This is a genomic window from Thiohalospira halophila DSM 15071 (assembly GCF_900112605.1).
GTDB lineage: Bacteria > Pseudomonadota > Gammaproteobacteria > Thiohalospirales > Thiohalospiraceae > Thiohalospira > Thiohalospira halophila.
In genome coordinates this window covers 77995-94977 of sequence record NZ_FOMJ01000007.1, presented here as the reverse complement: position 1 = coordinate 94977, position 16983 = coordinate 77995, and the positions used below count along the sequence as shown (strand labels likewise).

The window sequence follows — 16983 nt, the reverse complement described above, 5'->3', positions numbered from 1 at the left end:
CTACCCTGCCCGGGGCTGGCGCGGGGCGCAACCGGGCTAGGTGGCTCGGGGCTCGGCCTTGAGCCGGGTAGTGCCCCCGCGGCCGATCTCGTGGCTCACGGAGTTGATTACCCACTCGCCGTCGGCGTAGCCGGGCGGAACGCCGGGGAGGGTGATGGGAGACTCGAGGAAGAGATCCGGGCGGGCCGGCAGCGAGAGGGATAGCTTCATGGCCTGCCGGCGAGACTCGGCCAGGCGCGCCCGGGCGGCGGCGCGGGCCTCCACCTCGGTGGGGTAGACGTCGCGCAGGACGGTGGCCGGCTCGCCGCTGCCCACGGTGACCGCCATGCGCACGGCGGTGGCGAAGTCGTGATAATGGGCGGTGACGCTCTGCAGCTCGGCGCGGCTGTCCTGGCTGATGCTCCAGCGGCTGGCCTCGGTAACGTCGATCTCCACGGCCGGCAGGCTGGAGCCGTCGGCGCCCTGGCCGGACCCGCGCGGGGTCATCATAAGACGGCCGGCCAGGACGGTGGCCACGGCATTGTAGCGCCGCCCCAGCTCCGTGAGGATGGACTGATCGGACTGGTCGATCTGGTCCAGGTGCGGGATCTCGACGCTGGCCAGGTCGGGGTGGATCTTCGGCGTCAGCCCGTGCTCGCCGGCGATGGTCTCGGCGATGCCGGCGAGCGTAAGCCCCTCCCACACGCGGGTGCGCGGCTCGCGCATACCCGGGCCGGCGCCGCCGGCGGTGGCGGAGTCGGTCCAGTTGATGGCGCTGGCGCGCAGGCTGATCTCCGGCCGGGGGCCGCCGGCCTCCACGCTGTCGACCACGTAGGCGCCGACGCGGTGGAGCTCCCGGCCGTGATACCCCATGCGCACGCCGATCTCCACGCCCACGCGCGGCAGTTCCAGCGGCGGGTCGTTGTGGAAGGCCAGATCCAGCGAGCCGGCGCGGTCGCCCGCCTCCTGGGAGGCGGAGGCGCGGCGGAGGCGGCGCTGCAGCTCGTCGCTCGCGGGCTCGCCGTCGATGGTAAGGGCGATCTGCGGCTTCATCAGTCCCAGAGCCGGGGCGCGCCCGGGCCCTCCTCGGCGTCGGGGAGGTCCGGCAGGGTGATCACGGTGCCGGCCTCGAGGACGGGGCCAAGATCCGCCAGCCCCGGATTGGACTCCATGACGGCCACCACGGCGGACTCCCGGCCGTAGTGTCGGTAGCAGATGGCGTCGAGCAGGTCGCCGTCCACGGTGCGGTAGGTCGCGCTCATCCCTCACGCTCCCCGTAGTAGTTCAGGCGCAGGCGCACGCCGATGGCGCGGGCCTCGCCGTTGGTGGCCAGCCGCTGGGCGTCTTCCTGGACGGACTGGATCACCCACAGGCCGAGCGCCCGGCCGGATCCCATTACCAGGCGCAGCGGCCGGCCGGCCGCGCCGGCGGCGCGCAGTTCCTCTACCGCCTCCCGCCCGGCGGTCATGCCGGAGCCGGGGTAGAGCTGGGCGGATAGCTGGATCTGGTCACGGCCGGGGCCGAGGAAGGCCAGGGCAGGGTGGTTGCCGATGCGGTCCTCCGAGGACCAGCGGTAGTCGGTGGACCGGCTCACGCTGTCCGGCGCCACTCCACCGGTGCGGAATCGGAACTCCCCCAGGGCGATGAGGCTAGGCATGGTCCTCCGCGAGCTGTCGGCTCTGGCTGTCGAACTGGGCGCGGACGGCTTCCGCCAGGTCCTCGACGCTCATGCCCTCGGCGCCGGAGACCTGGATCTCGACGCGGTCCACGCGCTGGTGGACGACCACGCCGCCGCCCCCGCTTCCGCCTCCACCGGTGGAGGCGGCCGGGGTGGAGGCGGGCGCGCCCCCGCGGCCGCCACGGCGGACGGTGGGGGAGGAGTCCCCGCCGGTGTCCGGCTTCGCGGCCTCGCCGCCCTCGTCGTCGCCGCCGAACCAGCCGCCCACGGCGCTGGCCGCGTCCCCGATCCAGCCGGCGACGTCTTTCAGCGGCTGGATGAAGGGGTCCAGCCATTCCATTGCGCCGCTGACGACCTTCTTGATCCCGCCGAACAGCCCCCCGATCCACTCCGTTATCGGGTCCCAGTACTGCATCAGGAGGCCGAGCGGGGACCAGGCGAGGGCATTCTTGATCCAGCCCATGCCGGAGCTGATGGCGTTGGTGATCCCGCCCCAGATCCGGCCGAAGAAGCCGCTGATGGGCTCCCAGTACCGCCAGATCAGGGTGGCGCCGACGACCAGGCCGGTGATGATTAGGCCGATGGGGTTAGTCAGCAGCGCCAGGCCCACGGCCTTGATCGCGGTGACCACGCCGCCGATGAGAGCCTTACTCGTGGCCCAGGCGCCCACGGCCACGGCCTTGAGGGCTCCGCCAAAGCTGAGGGCGGCGAAGCGGGCGCGCAGGGAGGCGCCGACATACGCCACCTTGGCCGCCACCAGTCGCCATGTGGACGGGCGCAGGAGGTCCACGGCCATTCGCCCCACGGTGATTGCGTCGCTGAACAGGGTCCCGGCGTACCGCGCGCCGAGCATGGCAACCTTCAGCCCGACCAGTCCCACGGCGAGGCCGACGACGGCGGTGGTCACGCCCGGGTAGGCCTCGGCCATCTGGGTGATCCAGGTCACGCCGGCGCCGATGACCGAGAGGGCCTGATTCAGCGGCGGCAGCAGGACCGACCCCAGGGTGATCCCGAGGCTGGTCACGCGGTTGCCCATGAGCTGCAGCGCGTTGGCGGTGGTCTTGCTCCGCTCCTCGTACTCGGCCTGGGTCGATCCGAGGTACTGCGTCTCGTCGGCGGTAAGCTGGTTGGCCTGGCGCAGATTCTCCAGCTGGCCGATGAGCGGCATGATCGCCGATTTCGACTCCTCGCCGAATATCTGCTTGGTGATCGCCCCCTGGCGCTCGCCGTCCAGCTCCCGGATCTTGGCGAAGACGTCCTCGATGGCGCCCTGGGCGTCGGTCTGCATCCGCTTTGCGAGGGTGCCGGCCTCCATGCCCAGGGCGGCGAGGCCTTCCTTCTGCCGGGCGGTGGCCGCCTCGCCGGCGGTGAGGCTGCCGGTGATCTTCTTCAGCGCCGTCGAAGCACGCTCGGCGGAGGTGCCGGACGAGAGCAGGGCGGCACCGAGGGACGCCGTCTCGGTGGCCGCCAGGCCCGCGGCCTGGGCGGTGGCGCCTTCGCGCTGGACCACTTTGGCCAGCTCGCCGGCCTCGGCGTTGAGGTTGTTCGAGAGGTGGTTGACCGCGTCCGCCAGGCCGTTGGTCTGCTGCTGGGTCAGGCCCATGCCGGCCCGCCAGGAGGCCATCATCTTCCCGGCCTGGGCGCCGGAGAGGTCGAACGCGGTGCCCATGCGGACCGCCGACTCGGCGAACGCCGTGAGCTGGTCCCGGGCGATCCCGGACTGCCCGGCCGCGGCGACGACGTCCGCGATCCCCTCGGCCGCCATCGGCATCTGGGTGGAGAGCCGGCGGATCTCGTTCCCCATCGCCTCGAACTGCTCGGGGGTGTCGAAGTCGACCACCTTGCGGACGTCCGCCATGGCCGACTCGAACTGCACGGCCGCGCGGATGGGCGCGGCCGCCGCGATGGCGGCCCCGACGGTGCCCATTACCTCGCCGTGGAGCTGCTGCCGCCGCTGGCTGTTGTTCTGCAGCGTCTGCAGGCGCTGCATCTGCCGCTCGGCGGTGGCGGCGGAGTCGGAGAGGCGCTGGTACTCGCGGTCGATCCCCGCGATGCTCATGCCGTAGGACTTCGCCGCCGCCTTGGCTTCGGAGTACCGCCGCTCCAGGTCGGCGATGCCCTGCTGCATGCGGGCGGAGGTGTCCCCGGTCTGGGCCTGCTTTCGGCGCAGGGCCTGGAGCTGGTCGCGGTAGCGGATGACGCCGCCGGCGACGTCCCGGGCGTTCCAGGTCTGGCGCAGAGCGGAGCCCACGCGGCTGGTCCGCTCCTCCACCGAGCGCATGGCGTTGCCCAGGGAGGGGGCGAGGCTGGCGCCGATGCGGATCCCGATGGAGGTATCGGCCACAGTGGGCTCCTACTGGCTCGGTGGGTCGGGCTGGATGGCGCGGGCGGCGTCCAGCCACTCGGTCAGGTCGTCACACTCCAGGGCGAGCAGGTCGCCGAGCCCCCAGCCGGTATAGCTGGCCAGCTCGGCGCAGGCCTTCCTCAGCTCCCCGGCGCCTAGTCGAAAAAACCCCGGTAGACCTCCTGGAGCTGGAGGTAGTCGGCCAGGTCCAGGTCCTGGATGGCCTCCTGGGGGAGGCCGGAGAGGTTGGAGAAGATGGAGACCTCCTGCTCACCAGGGCCGCCGCCCGACTTCTCGGCCAGGAGCTGGTCGCGGACCTTGGGCCGGCGCAGCTCGATCTCGGTGACCTGCTGGCCGTCCACGGTGATGGGGTCGTTCAGGGTGACGCGGTTACTCATCGGTGGACCCCTCGGCCTTCTCCGTCGGGGCCTCGGCGGTCTTGGCCGTCTTGGTGGCGGACTTGTTGCCGCCGCCCTTGCCCTTGAGCTGGAGGCGGGAGCCCTCCAGGTGGGCGGCCTCGCGCCGGCTCATCTGGACCTCGGCGTCCTTGGGGACGACCTCGCCGGTCCGCTTGTCGCGGAACGGGCGCAGGGCGATGTAGGTCTGGGGCTGGTTGCGCTTGTCGTTCATGTCGGCCATTGATGGTCTCCAGTTACATGCCGATGGCTTTGCGGACTTCGGCGAGCTGGTCCACGCCCTGGAGCTTCCGCACCATGTTGGGGACGTCGATCTCGACGGTCGGCGTGCCGCCGATGCTCAGAGCGAAGTAGCGGCAGGCGACGGAGAACGTGTTGGCCGCCTTCTCGCCGGGCTTCCAGTCGCCGAAATCTACCTCCTTCCATGCGCCGTTCATCGTCACTACGGCCGGGGTGATCTCGCCGTCCTGGTCCAGGGCCGCGCGGGCGGTGATGTTCACGATGTTGCCGGGCACGAGACCGAGAAGCGCGAAGGTGGCCGGGTCGTACTGGTTGACGGAGAGGCTGGCCTCCAGCTTCTCCATGCCGACGTCCAGCTCCACCGCGGCGTCCATGCCGCCGCCCCGGTATTCCTCGGTCTGGATGGCGAGCTTGGGGAGCGTCAGGGAGTCGAACTGGCCGGCGAAGCCGCGGCCGTCCACCCAGACGTTGCAGTTGCGCAGGTACTGAGGCATTCCGGCCATGATTTAGCCCTCGATTACTTCGGAGAGGTAGCCGTCCACCAGGTGGGAGCGGAAGGTGATCCGCTCGGCCGGGTAGACCGGAGTGAAGTCGAAGTCGATGTAGAGGTGGCCCGATTTGAGCGCGTCCTCGGTGTTCAGCGCCGGGTCGGCCCAGGCCTCGCCGCCGAGGATCGCGCCGCGCGCCTTGAGCGAGCGGAGGTATTCGTTCACGCCCTCGACCACGTCCTCGACGAAGGTCTTGGTGATGCCCCGGTCCACGGCCCACATGTGGGCGCGGAGGATGGAGTCGTTGACCATGTCCGCCGTGCGGCGGACGGGCTCGAACGCCCACTTGGCATCGCTGGAGGTGGTGCGGCCACCCCAGAAGCGGAACCCCTCCTGCTGAATGACCGTGCTGACCTCTTTCTCGTTGAGGAGGTTCGCGCGGCTGTTCGGGTCGCCCAGGGTGAAATCGATCGGGCGGTCGGTCCCGGAGATGCCGTAGATCAAGTTATTGGAGATCGACACCCAGAAGCCCCGGTCAGCGTCCACGCGGGCGCGGAGGCCAACGGCCGCCGAGGAGAGGGAGCGGGAGACGTAGGCGCTGGCCTCGGTGTCCCACACGCGGACCATCGGGTCACAGACCATGACCCGGGCGGAGCCGAACAGGTCCCGGTAGGTCTGCGCATCGGAATCAGTGGTGTTCGGGCCGTCGGCGTAGACCATGGCGGCCAGCTGCTGCGCCTTGGACTCCAGGGCGGTGGTCACCGGGGCGCCGGTAATGTCATCGGTGGTGTCGTCCCGATCGACGTAGCCGGTCCCGACGCCGCCGGGGGCCGCGAGGATGCGCGGGGTAAATCCGACCTCGCTCTGCGCATCGAGCAGGGCCTCGACGCCCTGGCGGTTGCCGCTGGAGTCGGTCCCGCCGATGATGTTGCTCACCGTCTCGGCGTCGTCCGCCCCTTCGGTGACGCGGACCACGACCACCAGGGCGCCGGTCTGCTCCAGGATCAGGTCCATGGCCGCCGGCAGGGTGCCGGCGCCATCGCCCACGGTGTCGAGCTTCGCCGCCTCGGTGGGGCTGCCCGCCACCAGAACCGGAGTATCTAGGGGGAACGCCTCCGCATCGGCGTCGGGCGCGGTGCCGACGATCCCGATGGTAGACGAGCGGACTGTGCGGATCGGGCGAGTGCCGCCGTCGATCTCGACGACCTCTACACCGTGGAGATAGGACTCCGCCATCTCGCGTCACCTCGTTGCTGAGCCTGACGCGATAATGGGGAGCGCTGCGCTAGGGAGTCCGGGGGGCGGGGGTCAGGTGGTGGCTCTAAAGCGTTACCACCTCAGATGTCCTGCGCGCCAGGCACTGCGCCTACAGGCAGTAGAGCAGGACCCAGAAGACAAGTGCGCCTACTGGCATAAACATTACTGCCTTCGGAATCTCTGTCTCTGAAAATCCCGGGTCTCTTACGATCGCGTCGTGGAATATCCGTGGCGGTATGCGCGACCCCTCTTCGCTTCTCGCGATGATCTTTGTGTAAGGGACAACGAATGGCTCGCTCATGCTTCCATCGCCTTGATATTTAGGCTGACGGGCCTGCACCTTTATTCCAAAAAGGCCGTATTTTATTTTTAGCTTTTTGGCAAACTCTTGATTTCCGCCTTGCGTCGGCAGAGGGCGGCCATTTTTTGATTCATCCAGCACTCTCTCTCCATCCTTGAATGATACCCCATTGCCATAAAAGAAAGGCGGGTGATTGTTGCCCCTTTCAAATCCATCTACCTTGTACAACAACTGGTCATCTTCACCGCTTGTAAATATTCGCCTCGCTAGATCTATCCTGAAAGATGTAGAATCATTACCTCCGATTGACCTCACTCTTACATCAGACAAGAAGCGCCACACGAAGTAGATCCACGCGACCCAGGCTCCAACAATGGCGACGGTCGGATACTCTAGGGAGACGAACATAAGGCCAAGGGTCCCGGTTTTGTCATCGGCCGGGTGGCCACCACCAAGGTGAAAGATGGTCAGAAGTACCGACGAGACGATCAGGTTTCGACGCTTGGCTTGGAGGTTGTGGTCTTCCACTGCTGCAACCCCTTCTCCGGGAAAACGCGGTCGTTTAGTGATGTTATCATCATAACGCCAACTTGCTGGAGGGATTATGCCATACGAGCTTAAAGTAACGTACATGGACAAAGGGCCGGCGAAGATTCGGGGGAAGACGACAGACGATGGATCGGGTGATCATCTTCTGGTGCTACATACTTCCGGCGGGGCAAGACCGGGATACTCGCCAGAGAGGCTGATTGACGATGTCGCCAGAAGCGACTTGGGTAAGCCGTGGATGCAAGGAGCGCCGCGCATAAGCATCGGGCCATCCACTATCTCTGCGCAATACGAATAGGGTAAATCCTCGCAGCGGGCGCACGCGCCCGCCGGGCGGAGTAGGGGCGGCGGTTACTCGGAGGGGGTGTCTCGGGCAGAGGCCCGGCGCCACTCACCCACCCGCCGCAGCCAGAATCCCCGGCACTGACCCTGGATGAGGTGCGCCCTCCAGGATTGGAGGGTGTCCCGCGCGGCGGCCGGGCTTACTCGTCCCTCCTCCCGGCTGTTCCTCAGGCCGCGCATCTGTCGGCGGATGCGGCGAAGAGTCTGGCCTTTTACCCGGAATGCGTGCGGCCAGACTCGATAGCCGACGTAGGTCACGCCCTCGGCTCGGCTGATGTTCACTTTCCCGGCGCGCAGGCCCAGGGCCGCCAGCTCTTGTTCTATCTGGTCGCGCCAGGCCCGGAGCTGGGCGCGGTCGCTGCTCAGGACCAGGATGTCGTCCATGTACCGCATGTAATGGCGCACGCCCATCTCGCGCTTGGCCTTCTGGTCGACCTCATTCAGCACCAGGTTGCCGATCCATTGGCTGGGCAGGTTCCCGGTCCCAAGGCCGACGGCCGGGCCGCCTGGCTCCGCGCTATCTATGACCTCGTCCAGTACGGCGAGCGTGCGGCGGCATGCGATGCGCTTGCGGATGACGCGCTTGGCGACCGAGTGCGGGACGCTGTCGAAGAACTTGGAAACGTCGATGTGCAGGGCCCAGGCCGATTCGCCCCGGCGCCGATAACGGCGCATCCACTGCTGAAGCCGGAAGACGGCCTGATAGGCGCCGCGCCCGCGAACACAGGCGTAGGTATCGGCAATGAGCGCTCGGGTCCAGATGGGCTCACAAACTCGGCAGACCGCCTGCATGGCAACCCGGTCGCGGTACGGGGCGGCGGCAATGTCTCTCCGCTTGGGGTCGTAGACGCGGAAATGCCGGTAATCACCCACCCGATACATGCTCCAGAGCATTTCGTTCTGAAGGGCTCCGAGGTGGGTCCACAGGTCGGCGTCGAATCGGGCTACCTCCTGGCTCCCGCTCTTTCCGCGCCGGCATAGCCGATGAGCTGCGACGAGGTTGTCCCAGTGCGCGATCTCTTCGATGAGGTTCTTGGCCTTCCTGCCCATGCGTTCTCCTCCTCAAAAAAGCGGGCCGGGGCTTTCGGTCTCCCTACTCGCGCCGGCCCGCCCGGATCGGTTTGGCGCCCTGCGGGCACCGGGACTGAGAAGCTGACCCCCTGAGGGATTCTGGGTGACGCCGACCGTTCGGCGCCCTCTCAAATGGTGGTCACTGGCGCCACGCACCCCGACATTGCCATTCGCGTTCCACGGTTTCGTATTCCAGTTCACGCAGCCGGCCCCGCCGCGGGAGCCGTTGTCGAAGTTGCCGCCGCCGATGGCGGAGCGCCGAAACCCTCTCAGCCCTTGCTTTTGACCCGCTCCCGCCAGGCACCGACCATCGCCTTGATCTGATAGAGGGTGCCGCCACGGTCTCGCGGGTCGTCTTCTACTGGAGGGCGGGAGACGCGGCCGACGGCGGCGGGGCGCAATAGCCCCTGCTTTGCCGCCGCCGCGAGCCGCCACTCCACCTTTCGGGTCTGCTCGTGTAGACGGTAGACCCGGCTAGGCTGCCCGGAGCTCGCGGCCTCGATGACCAGGTCCACCAGATGGCGGAGCTGGTCCTCCAGGTCGGCGCCGGTGCGGTAGCGGTGGGATCTGGGGATGCGCTGAATTGGCCCCGCCAGCTCGTGCCACAGCTCCTCGGCCCGCGCCTGGAGTTCAAGGCCGCCCTGCCGGGCGGCCGGCTCAGGCACTGCGTGCCCTCAGGGGGCCACTGGCGCCACGCACCCCGACATAGCCATTCGCGACCCACGGTTTCGCATTCCAGTACACGCAGCCGGCCCCGCCGCGGGAGCCGTCGTCGAAGTCGCCGCCGCCGATGGCGGAGCGCCAGTTGTCGTGGTAAACCTCGCCGCGCAGGTCGGCGGAGTACATGCCGACTTCGACCACGGTCCGGTCGTCGGAGTAGTTCGTCCCCGTGTTGTGCTGGTTGTCCAGCCAGTCCCAGAGGTTGCCGACGGCGTCGACCACGTTGTGGGAGCTGACGGCCTTGGCGACGGCGCCGGTAGTCGCGGGCCCAGAATTGCTGGTATCGGCCCAGGCCGTGTCGTTGGCAGCGTCCTCTCCCTCGGGGGCGCCCTCGGCGTACTCGTCGAAGAGACCCGCCCACGGGAGGACATAACCGCCCCGGCCGGCGATGATGCCGAGATCCCGGCGGGCGTAGACGTCGTCCTTGATCGGGGTGGCGTTGTACCGGCTCACGGGCACGACGTTCGCGCCGCTTCCGGAGCCCACCGAGAGCAGGTAGATGGTGACCCACCACCCGGACGGCAGCCGGACCATCCCCTCCGGTGGTGCGGAGGGGCGGTTGAGAAGGTCCCAGACCGAGTTCCAGACGATCTCCTCGGCGGGGGTGTAGGTCTTCACGTGGGCGTGGGCGTCGTCCAGGGGGCGGGTTCGGCCGAAGTGGAAGCCGCTGAACTTCCGGCTCGTGGCCGCCGTGAACCCGTCGGGCGTGGTGGCGTTCTTCGATGCGACCAGGTTGGCGCGGCCGTCCCCGACGCCGGAGGGGACGGCGTAGAAGTACACGTCGTCGCCCACTGCCAGGCTGGTAACGGTGCCGTCTTCCTCGGTCGTGGGGTCTAGGTCGGTGACCGCGTCCAGCCGGTAACCCTGGCCAGCCAGTCCGCCGATGTTGATCGCGGCCTCCGGGGTGTTGAGAAGGTCGCCGTTGTCGCTCTTTTCGACGTGCCCAGCCTGCTCCAGGGCGGCCGGGCCGTCTGCGGTGATCATGCGCATGGGTCAGGCCTCCAGTTCGGCGATGTAGGCGTCCACGTCTGCGGCCGTCAGGCCCAGGCGGGATAGTTCGCTGTTCGGATCCTCCTGCCGACGCTGCTGACGGCGGGCGCCGTCCTCGTCGGTCAGGACGATGTACTCCGGTGGGTCGCCGTCCGGGTTCTCGTCGGCCCCCAGCTCGCGGTCGAAGAAGTAGGCGAATCGTCCATCTCGGAGGCGGCGCCACTCCTCGGCCATCTTCGCCGTGGGCATCTCGCCGGAGAGGGCCATGGAGTGGGCGACCTGCCAGTCATGCAGGGTACGGCGGTGTCGGGGATTCCCAATCATCTCAGTAGTCCTCCAGGTAGATTTGACCGTCGGCGTCCCGGGTGAAGCGCTTGGCGTCGCTGAACGTGGCCAGGGCAGACCCGGCGCCGGACGCCGAGAGCGCGGCCCAGAGGTCCGCGGCCGGGGTCCAGGTGGTGCCGTCCACGGTGCCGTCGGCCTCGGTGGAGAGGTAGAGGACCGGGGTGGCGGTGGAGGTGTCCCAGGCGGCCTCGTAGAGGCGATCGGCGGCGAGGTTGCCGTTGGGGTCGCCGGTGCTCTCGCGGCGCAGGGTGTCGGCGTGGATGCCGATCCGCAGGCTCTCGGCGCCGTGGGCCACGCCCACCTCTACCGGGTACGCCGGCCGGTCCGTGATCAGCGCGCCGGCGTCGGATCCGCTGAGGTAGTAGGTGGCGCCGGCGGTGAGGCCGGTAAGCAGGCCCTCGGCCAGCCCGCCGGAGTAGACGCGGCCGTTCACGGCATCGGCCAGTCCGACGGGGTGGGAGGCGGCCGAGCCGTCGGCGATGGCGCGCTTGTACTCGCCGGCGTCGTGGTCCCAGTAGACGGCGTCGCCGGTACTGACGCCGGAGGCGAGGGTGGCGTCGGTGATGTAGTCGGCCCGGGCCTCGCGCTGGACGAGCTCGCGGGTGGCCAGGACCACGGAGGCGTCGACCTTGAGGGTGACGGCGCTGGTGTCCGAGACCTCGGTGATGAACCGGACCGTCTGAGTGCGGCTGCTGCCCTCGTCGAGGACCGGCTTGTAGGTCTCCGGGTAGTTGCCGTAGGCAATCAGATCGCCGTCGACGTCGAAGATCCCCACCTCGCGGATCGTCCAGCCGCCGACGTCCGGCGGCAGGACCTGCTCGACCACGATCCAGCTCGGGTTATCCGGGTCGGTCTGGCTGGAGTTGATGCTCGCCCGGCGGACCTCGTTGACCAGGGACTCGAAGCTGGAGTCGGGCGTCGGCAGGGATCCGTCGCCGTCGCCCACGGCCAGGTCGGTGATCTCGATGGTCTCGCCCACGGCGATGGCGTTGGCGATCTTGTTCTGCCCGACGTCGGTCAGGATGGTGTAGAAGGTGGCCATGATCTGCTCCTATGCGGGGTAGACGGTCGCGGAGTCCTCGCCGTCCAGCGCCGCCCCGTAGTGGTGGGCGCCGCTCACGGTCACGGTCTGGGGCTGATACGGCATGACGGCGGTCACGTCGCCGTCGTAGACGGCCGCGGCGTAGTAGTGGGTGCCCCGGGTCTCGCCGGCGAGGTCCAGGCCGGTGATGTGGCGGCTGACCGGGCGGGCGTCGTCGATCAGCCGCTCCAGCTCTTCATACATCGTCGGGGTGATGCCGGTGTCGCGGACGCCGATCTTGAGGGCCGCGGTGCCGCGCGGTCCGGGCGGGTCGGTCTCGAACCACTCGATCACCTCCAGGAGGTAGCCCAGCGGCTCGACGACGCGGCGCAGCGCCGAGATCGTCCCCTTGTGGCGGTGGACGTCCCAACTCGCGCGGATCACGCCCCGCTTGGTGGCCTCGCTCCAGGTCGGGTCCCACCGGTCGACGCTGACGGCCCAGGCGAGGTAGGGGAGCAGGCGCTCGGGGCAGCCCTCGGGGGTGCAGATGTCCCGCAGCGGGATGGGCACGCGCTGGATCTCCGCCAGGGCCTCGGCCGCCGCGCGCTCCAGCGGGGTGGCGTTGCTCGGCAGAATGGGGGCGCGGTCGTCACTCATCGCTGCCGCCGATCGCTACCGTCGTGCCCGTGCAGTACGCGGCCTGGGTGTTGTCCAGGACCACGTCGGCGGCGGGGCTGGCCAGCTCCACGCGCTGCACGCCCTCGACGTGGAGGGCGGCGTGGAGGGCGGAGATCCGAATATCGCGGCCGAGCCGCTGCTGCTGGCTTACGTACTCCTGCAGCGAGGCCTCGGCGGCCTCCAGGATCGGGTCCTGCTCGGGGCCGGGGTAGACGTAGAGGGTGGCGTCCACGGCGTACTCGACGATCGTGGCCGACTGCACCGTGAGCAGGTCGGCCAGGGGCCGCACGTCGTCCGGAGAGAGAGCGTCGTCGACGGCGGTGAGCAGGTCGGCGGAGGCGGTGCCGTCTCCCTCGGTGGAGAGGACGGTGACCACCACCTCGGCGCCGGCCGGCGAGGTGGCCGAGACGTCCGCGACCCGGCCGTCCGCCGAGCGGGCGTGGTACTCGTAGGACTGGCGCGGGCCGGCCACACTCAGGCCCTCCCAGGCCTGCTGGGCGCGAAGGCGCAGGGAGTCGTCGGACTCGTAGGTCGGCGGTACAGGGGGGGTCGCGTCCTCGTCTCCCTCGTCGATCACCTGGCGCTCGACGTTGTAGTCGGCGGCTATGTGATCCAGGTCGTCGTCGGTGGCGTAGGCCAGCATCCGGGCGCGGGCGGAATCGTTCACGCGCTGGCGCAAGTTCAGCTCGCGGTAGGCGTTCTCCTGGAGGAGCTTGGTAATCGGCTCCGAATCTCGCTCCAGGGCGCGGGCCCAGCTGTCCCGCGCGTCCTCGCCGTTGGTCTCCAGGACGAGAGCCAGGAACTTCCCCTTCCGCTGCTCCAGGATCTCCTCATAGCTCAGATCCTCGACGACGTCGGGCGCGGGCAGCTGGGAGAGGTCGATCACGCTCACTGCCGGGCCTCCACGCCGACGACCAGGGCCGCACCGGTGTCACGGCGCCGCAAGTCGCACTCCAGGACGGCTCCGCCCTCTTCATAGCGGAGCTGCACGTTGCTGACCTTGACGGCGGGCTCCCAGCGCTCGATGGCGTCCACGGCGGCGGCGTAGAGGTCCAGTTCCGTCTCCGGGCTGATGGGGCCGTCGATGAGGGCCGGGAGGTCGCTGCCGTACTCGCGGCGCATGACCCGGGTGCCGCGCCGGGTGGTGAGGATGTCGGCGATGGACTGCCGGATCCGCTCCTCCTCGGTCGTGATCGCCTTGCCGGTGTGTCGGTCCAGGGCCATGGTCAGCTCACCGAGTAGGTGCCGGCCGAGGACCCAGAGGGGATCACGACCTCGGCGTTTGCAGTGATGTGCTCGACCGTGGCCTCGGCCACGGCCTGGGCCATGGCGCTGGCTTCGCCGACGTCGAGATTGAAGCCAGCGGCCTCCAGCTTGGTCTCAATGGCGGATTGCAGGGACGATTCATCGAGCGCCATATCAGCCTCCCGCCTTCACGATGCTGGATCCCTTCATGTGGCTAGACCCGGTGTAGGCGCACGGGTGCGCGGTGGTGACGACCTCCCCGTCGGTGCCGCCCAGCTCGATCGCGGGCGCGTCGACCACCGCCTTGCCGCCGGCGGTGGCCAGGACGTCGCCGCCGGCCTCGGCCTCGACGTTGCCGTCGGCCTGGACGGTGGCGTTGCCCTTGGTGATGACGGTCACGTCGCCGTCGACCGAGATGGTGGCGTTGCCGGTGATCTTGAGCCCCCGGTCGCCGGCCTCTTCGTCGTGGGTCTCCCAGGAGCCGTCGGGGTAGTCGGTGCGCGCCTCGGTCAGGCTGGAGCCGTTGGCCTCGCCGTCCGGGCCGTAGATGCCGGCTACGACGACGCCCTGCTCGGTGCGGCCGGAGGGGGAGAGGAGGAGCACCTGCTCACCGATGCTCGGCGGGTCCCATGTTCGGGTGTCGCCGGCCCGGGCATTCACCCACAGGAGGGGGGCGGTCACGGCGTCGCCGATGCGCACCCGGGCGCGCGGGGGCTTCGCGGTGACTTCCTCCACCGTGCCCACCATGACGATCCGGGAGAGGCGGCGGGCGAGGTCGATCAGCTCCCGCTCGCCCGTCATACGTCGTTTTCCTCGTATTCGTCGCCCTGGGCGGAGATGTAGACGGTGTCGATCTCCGGCGGGTCGCCTAGCCAGACGTCGTCACCCAGGTACAGGACCTGTTCCCAGGTGAGATACCAGCTCTCGTAGCCGTGCGGGCCCTGGCTGATCTCGCCCGGGCCGCCCTGGATCTGCTCCGGCGGGCGCACGGGCAGGCCGCCCCAGCGCTGGCGCCGGATCATCCCGAGGATCTGCGCGGCCATGGCGCGGATCTCGCGCTGGACGTTCGGCGTGCGGGTGGAGAGCACACAGTGGACGGTCCATGTGCAGCGCAGCGGCACGCGGTCGCTGCCGTCGTTCTCGCCGGGGTCCTCTTCGATGACCTCCAGCTCCAGGAGGGCGGCCGGGGTGTCGATGGCATCGCCCGGGCTGTAGGCCTCCACCGTGGCCAGCTGGGGGAGGCCATCGCGGAGGGTCTTCAGGATCGCGTCATGCTGCTCGGCCAGGGTCGTCATGCCCGCGACGGTAGGCGCGGGGCGGGCAATGGGTCCGGGGGGCGGGGGTCAGGGTCAGTCGAAGGCCTTGGCCATCTCGTAGTTGAGCTCCTGCTGCAGTAGTACGCCAAACCTACGGCTCGCACGGGCAGTGAGGCGGTCCACGGTTTCCTGCGCGGCCTCGTGAATGCTGATCGTCTCGACGTTGATCGGCAGCCTCTTCTTCGAGGAGCGGCGGAATACCGGGTAGCCGTCACCCCATGGCGCGAACGAGCCCCGGAACTGGCGGCGGCCGACCCGGGCACCACGCATGCGGCGAGACCACTCGACGCGGCCCAGGTGATGGACCGGGACGTCGATGGTGCCGATCCAGAGCTTCGCCTCCCCCCGCTTTCGATCCTGGCTGGTAACGATGCGGTTTTTCCCGATTGCTCGGGAGCTGACGTTGAACTCCTTGGCCACGCTCCGAGAGATTTGGCCCCGCAGCCAGCGGGCAGTCTTGGACGCCGCTCTGGCGGCGGCGGCCTCTACTGCCCTGCTGGATTGTCCGCCCAGCGCCTCCACCTGCTTGCGGCTGCGCTCGGTCCAGTCGGCGCGGATCTCCATGGGGCGGGCCACGGGTTACCTCCAGACGGTGCCGCTGGGGTCGTCGGTCTCGGCCGCCGGCTCCAGGACGAGGACCGCCAGGCCCTGGCCCCGGCGGGTGGCCGGCTTGGCGGTGAGGTAGTCCTCGCCGTCCACGGTGACCGCGGTGCCCACGGGGACGTCGTCGCCGTCGGCGGCCGGGACGACGATGTGGGTGGCCCGGGGGCCGTCGGCGAGGCCGTGGTCGGTGGCGCGGGAGCCGGTGCGGCTGATCCGGCCGGCCTCGTCGCCCCGGACCAGGATCGCGCTGACCTCCGCGCCGCCGACGGTGGCGGGGCGGCTGAGGCGGCGGATGATGGCCTCTTCGGCGGCGTTGAGGGCGGCGGTGATCACGGTCGGCTCCAGGTAGCGCGCACGGCGATGGGCGGCCGCGGCCGCCCATCAGCCCTGCGGGCTACTAGCTCTTGGTGATCTTCACCACCGCGTCGGGCCGGGTGCAGAGAGAGATCGGGTTGGACTGCACCTCGAGGTCGACGCCCTTGCCGTGGGGAAGGCGCTCGATGCTCGAGTACATGGGCAGGCCCACGGTACCCACGGAGTCGACATAGTCAGCGGGGGCAAACCGGGTGATGAACATGCCCGGGACACCCTCGGGGACGAGGTAGGCCTCCCCCTTGGGGACATAGGACCGTTCGCCGACGGTGTGGTTGTACTCCTCCCACTGGACGCCGCCGAAGGGGAAGGCGTTGCGGGGGTCGTTCCGCAGCATCTCGCCCTGGTTCCAGCGCTCGTAGGCGCTCTCTACGTCGGAGTGGGAGATGAAGGCATCGAAGAACTCGTACCCGCACAGGACTCGCCAACCGGAGATCGGGGATCCACCGAGGACCTTCTCCGCCTTGCGCTTCGCCTCCAGCACCTTGGTGCGGACCTTGGTGGTGGAGTCGCTGAGCTTGATGTCCTGCGTGGTCTGTTCCACGTCGAAATCGGAGAGGAGGTCCACCAGGACAGCGCCGTCGGAGTCCAGGATCTTGCCCTGGATAGCGGAGGCGCGCTGGTACTCGATAGTAGCGTCCAAATTCCGGCGGAGGCTGGCCTGACGGCTGCGCACGTAGCGCTCGACCATCTCCTCCTCCGACTCCTCGCCGAAGGCGCGCATGTTGGCGATCTCGTCCGCCATGATGGTATCGCGCTGGGGAAGGTGGGTGGTGTTAACCGGGATCATCTGGCGCTTGGGGGCAGAGCCGTGGGTGGCGGCACTGCCGCGCTGGCCGGCGGGGACCAGGCCGAGGCCGTCCTTCCGCTTCTCCACCTGGGCGGTGGTGGTGGTGATGCCGTCGGACTCGAAGAGGCCGAGGGCGCCGATCCGGCCAGGGACGGCCGGGGTCTCGTTCACGCTCGCGGTCAGGCTGCGAACGCTGAAGGCGTCGGAGTTGAATACGTCGAGAGTCGCCATGGGGCCT

23 protein-coding genes are annotated in these 16983 nt (G+C 69.0%); all 23 read right to left on the bottom strand.

The genetic code is table 11. The features are described 5' to 3' along the window. Positions 1 to 36: 36 nt before the first annotated feature. Positions 37 to 1032 (bottom strand): phage late control D family protein, encoded by a 996-nt coding sequence (locus BM272_RS10455; RefSeq protein WP_093428745.1) that lies wholly within the window; start codon positions 1030 to 1032, stop codon positions 37 to 39. Further along, the gene (locus tag BM272_RS10450; RefSeq protein ID WP_093428744.1) at positions 1032 to 1241 is read right to left on the bottom strand and encodes a tail protein X; all 210 of its coding nucleotides are present in this window, start codon (positions 1239 to 1241) and stop codon (positions 1032 to 1034) included. The genes BM272_RS10455 and BM272_RS10450 overlap by 1 nt, the downstream gene beginning before the upstream one ends. Continuing rightward, positions 1238 to 1636: a phage tail protein gene (locus BM272_RS10445; RefSeq protein WP_093428743.1), complete on the bottom strand. Its 399-nt coding sequence runs from the start codon at positions 1634 to 1636 to the stop codon at positions 1238 to 1240. Before BM272_RS10445 ends, BM272_RS10450 begins: the two co-directional genes overlap by 4 nt. Continuing rightward, positions 1629 to 4001 carry a phage tail tape measure protein gene (locus BM272_RS10440; protein ID WP_093428742.1) on the bottom strand — a complete coding sequence of 791 codons (2373 nt, stop codon included), beginning with the start codon at positions 3999 to 4001 and terminating at the stop codon, positions 1629 to 1631. Before BM272_RS10440 ends, BM272_RS10445 begins: the two co-directional genes overlap by 8 nt. 155 nt (positions 4002 to 4156) lie before the next feature. Beyond that, positions 4157 to 4399: a phage tail assembly protein gene (locus tag BM272_RS10435; RefSeq protein WP_093428741.1), complete on the bottom strand. Its 243-nt coding sequence runs from the start codon at positions 4397 to 4399 to the stop codon at positions 4157 to 4159. After that, a complete protein-coding gene (locus BM272_RS10430) occupies positions 4392 to 4640 on the bottom strand; it encodes a hypothetical protein (RefSeq protein ID WP_093428740.1) in 249 nt (82 codons plus the stop codon). Before BM272_RS10430 ends, BM272_RS10435 begins: the two co-directional genes overlap by 8 nt. 13 nt (positions 4641 to 4653) lie before the next feature. Then, entirely contained in the window at positions 4654 to 5160 is a 507-nt protein-coding gene (locus tag BM272_RS10425) for a phage major tail tube protein (RefSeq protein WP_093428739.1), read from the bottom strand. Between the two features lie 3 nt (positions 5161 to 5163). Beyond that, the gene (locus BM272_RS10420) at positions 5164 to 6381 is read right to left on the bottom strand and encodes a phage tail sheath C-terminal domain-containing protein (RefSeq protein ID WP_093428738.1); all 1218 of its coding nucleotides are present in this window, start codon (positions 6379 to 6381) and stop codon (positions 5164 to 5166) included. Positions 6382 to 6511: 130 nt separating this feature from the next. After that, on the bottom strand, positions 6512 to 7231 hold the full coding sequence (locus BM272_RS13590) for a hypothetical protein (RefSeq protein ID WP_143613239.1): 720 nt from the start codon (positions 7229 to 7231) through the stop codon (positions 6512 to 6514). A 372-nt stretch (positions 7232 to 7603) separates the two neighbouring features. Next, positions 7604 to 8644, bottom strand: a complete 1041-nt coding sequence (locus BM272_RS10415; RefSeq protein WP_093428737.1) for an RNA-directed DNA polymerase — start codon at positions 8642 to 8644, stop codon at positions 7604 to 7606. 290 nt (positions 8645 to 8934) lie between these two features. Beyond that, entirely contained in the window at positions 8935 to 9330 is a 396-nt protein-coding gene (locus tag BM272_RS10410; RefSeq protein ID WP_093428736.1) for a four helix bundle protein, read from the bottom strand. After that, the gene (locus tag BM272_RS10405) at positions 9323 to 10375 is read right to left on the bottom strand and encodes a phage major tropism determinant (protein ID WP_093428735.1); all 1053 of its coding nucleotides are present in this window, start codon (positions 10373 to 10375) and stop codon (positions 9323 to 9325) included. Before BM272_RS10405 ends, BM272_RS10410 begins: the two co-directional genes overlap by 8 nt. A 3-nt stretch (positions 10376 to 10378) precedes the next feature. Continuing rightward, the gene (locus BM272_RS10400) at positions 10379 to 10699 is read right to left on the bottom strand and encodes a hypothetical protein (protein WP_093428734.1); all 321 of its coding nucleotides are present in this window, start codon (positions 10697 to 10699) and stop codon (positions 10379 to 10381) included. Position 10700: 1 nt separating this feature from the next. After that, entirely contained in the window at positions 10701 to 11762 is a 1062-nt protein-coding gene (locus BM272_RS10395) for a phage tail protein (protein ID WP_093428733.1), read from the bottom strand. Between the two features lie 9 nt (positions 11763 to 11771). Then, positions 11772 to 12398 carry a phage tail protein I gene (locus BM272_RS10390; protein ID WP_093428732.1) on the bottom strand — a complete coding sequence of 209 codons (627 nt, stop codon included), beginning with the start codon at positions 12396 to 12398 and terminating at the stop codon, positions 11772 to 11774. Then, a complete protein-coding gene (locus BM272_RS10385; protein ID WP_093428731.1) occupies positions 12391 to 13311 on the bottom strand; it encodes a baseplate assembly protein in 921 nt (306 codons plus the stop codon). Before BM272_RS10385 ends, BM272_RS10390 begins: the two co-directional genes overlap by 8 nt. Then, positions 13308 to 13643: a GPW/gp25 family protein gene (locus BM272_RS10380; protein WP_093428730.1), complete on the bottom strand. Its 336-nt coding sequence runs from the start codon at positions 13641 to 13643 to the stop codon at positions 13308 to 13310. The genes BM272_RS10385 and BM272_RS10380 overlap by 4 nt, the downstream gene beginning before the upstream one ends. Positions 13644 to 13645: 2 nt before the next feature. Further along, entirely contained in the window at positions 13646 to 13837 is a 192-nt protein-coding gene (locus BM272_RS10375; RefSeq protein WP_093428729.1) for a hypothetical protein, read from the bottom strand. Position 13838: 1 nt separating this feature from the next. Beyond that, complete coding sequence (locus tag BM272_RS10370) at positions 13839 to 14465, bottom strand: phage baseplate assembly protein V (RefSeq protein ID WP_093428728.1); 627 nt, start codon at positions 14463 to 14465, stop codon at positions 13839 to 13841. Continuing rightward, positions 14462 to 14959, bottom strand: coding sequence for a hypothetical protein (locus tag BM272_RS10365; RefSeq protein ID WP_093428727.1), 498 nt, complete (start codon positions 14957 to 14959; stop codon positions 14462 to 14464). The genes BM272_RS10370 and BM272_RS10365 overlap by 4 nt, the downstream gene beginning before the upstream one ends. Positions 14960 to 15013: 54 nt before the next feature. Continuing rightward, on the bottom strand, positions 15014 to 15556 hold the full coding sequence (locus BM272_RS10360) for a phage tail protein (RefSeq protein ID WP_093428726.1): 543 nt from the start codon (positions 15554 to 15556) through the stop codon (positions 15014 to 15016). A 3-nt stretch (positions 15557 to 15559) separates the two neighbouring features. Beyond that, positions 15560 to 15916: a hypothetical protein gene (locus BM272_RS10355; protein ID WP_093428725.1), complete on the bottom strand. Its 357-nt coding sequence runs from the start codon at positions 15914 to 15916 to the stop codon at positions 15560 to 15562. 64 nt (positions 15917 to 15980) lie between these two features. Continuing rightward, positions 15981 to 16976: a major capsid protein gene (locus BM272_RS10350; RefSeq protein WP_093428724.1), complete on the bottom strand. Its 996-nt coding sequence runs from the start codon at positions 16974 to 16976 to the stop codon at positions 15981 to 15983. Between the last annotated feature and the right edge of the window lie 7 nt (positions 16977 to 16983).

Bases quoted from the DNA above. Each gene is read 5' to 3' on its own strand.
- BM272_RS10455 (WP_093428745.1), bottom strand. From the start codon at position 1,032: ATGAAGCCGCAGATCGCCCTTACCATCGACGGCGAGCCCGCGAGCGAC.
- BM272_RS10450 (WP_093428744.1), bottom strand. From the start codon at position 1,241: ATGAGCGCGACCTACCGCACCGTGGACGGCGACCTGCTCGACGCCATC.
- BM272_RS10445 (WP_093428743.1), bottom strand. From the start codon at position 1,636: ATGCCTAGCCTCATCGCCCTGGGGGAGTTCCGATTCCGCACCGGTGGA.
- BM272_RS10435 (WP_093428741.1), bottom strand. From the start codon at position 4,399: ATGAGTAACCGCGTCACCCTGAACGACCCCATCACCGTGGACGGCCAG.
- BM272_RS10430 (WP_093428740.1), bottom strand. From the start codon at position 4,640: ATGGCCGACATGAACGACAAGCGCAACCAGCCCCAGACCTACATCGCC.
- BM272_RS10425 (WP_093428739.1), bottom strand. From the start codon at position 5,160: ATGGCCGGAATGCCTCAGTACCTGCGCAACTGCAACGTCTGGGTGGAC.
- BM272_RS10420 (WP_093428738.1), bottom strand. From the start codon at position 6,381: ATGGCGGAGTCCTATCTCCACGGTGTAGAGGTCGTCGAGATCGACGGC.
- BM272_RS10415 (WP_093428737.1), bottom strand. From the start codon at position 8,644: ATGGGCAGGAAGGCCAAGAACCTCATCGAAGAGATCGCGCACTGGGAC.
- BM272_RS10405 (WP_093428735.1), bottom strand. From the start codon at position 10,375: ATGCGCATGATCACCGCAGACGGCCCGGCCGCCCTGGAGCAGGCTGGG.
- BM272_RS10400 (WP_093428734.1), bottom strand. From the start codon at position 10,699: ATGATTGGGAATCCCCGACACCGCCGTACCCTGCATGACTGGCAGGTC.
- BM272_RS10395 (WP_093428733.1), bottom strand. From the start codon at position 11,762: ATGGCCACCTTCTACACCATCCTGACCGACGTCGGGCAGAACAAGATC.
- BM272_RS10390 (WP_093428732.1), bottom strand. From the start codon at position 12,398: ATGAGTGACGACCGCGCCCCCATTCTGCCGAGCAACGCCACCCCGCTG.
- BM272_RS10380 (WP_093428730.1), bottom strand. From the start codon at position 13,643: ATGGCCCTGGACCGACACACCGGCAAGGCGATCACGACCGAGGAGGAG.
- BM272_RS10375 (WP_093428729.1), bottom strand. From the start codon at position 13,837: ATGGCGCTCGATGAATCGTCCCTGCAATCCGCCATTGAGACCAAGCTG.
- BM272_RS10370 (WP_093428728.1), bottom strand. From the start codon at position 14,465: ATGACGGGCGAGCGGGAGCTGATCGACCTCGCCCGCCGCCTCTCCCGG.
- BM272_RS10365 (WP_093428727.1), bottom strand. From the start codon at position 14,959: ATGACGACCCTGGCCGAGCAGCATGACGCGATCCTGAAGACCCTCCGC.
- BM272_RS10350 (WP_093428724.1), bottom strand. From the start codon at position 16,976: ATGGCGACTCTCGACGTATTCAACTCCGACGCCTTCAGCGTTCGCAGC.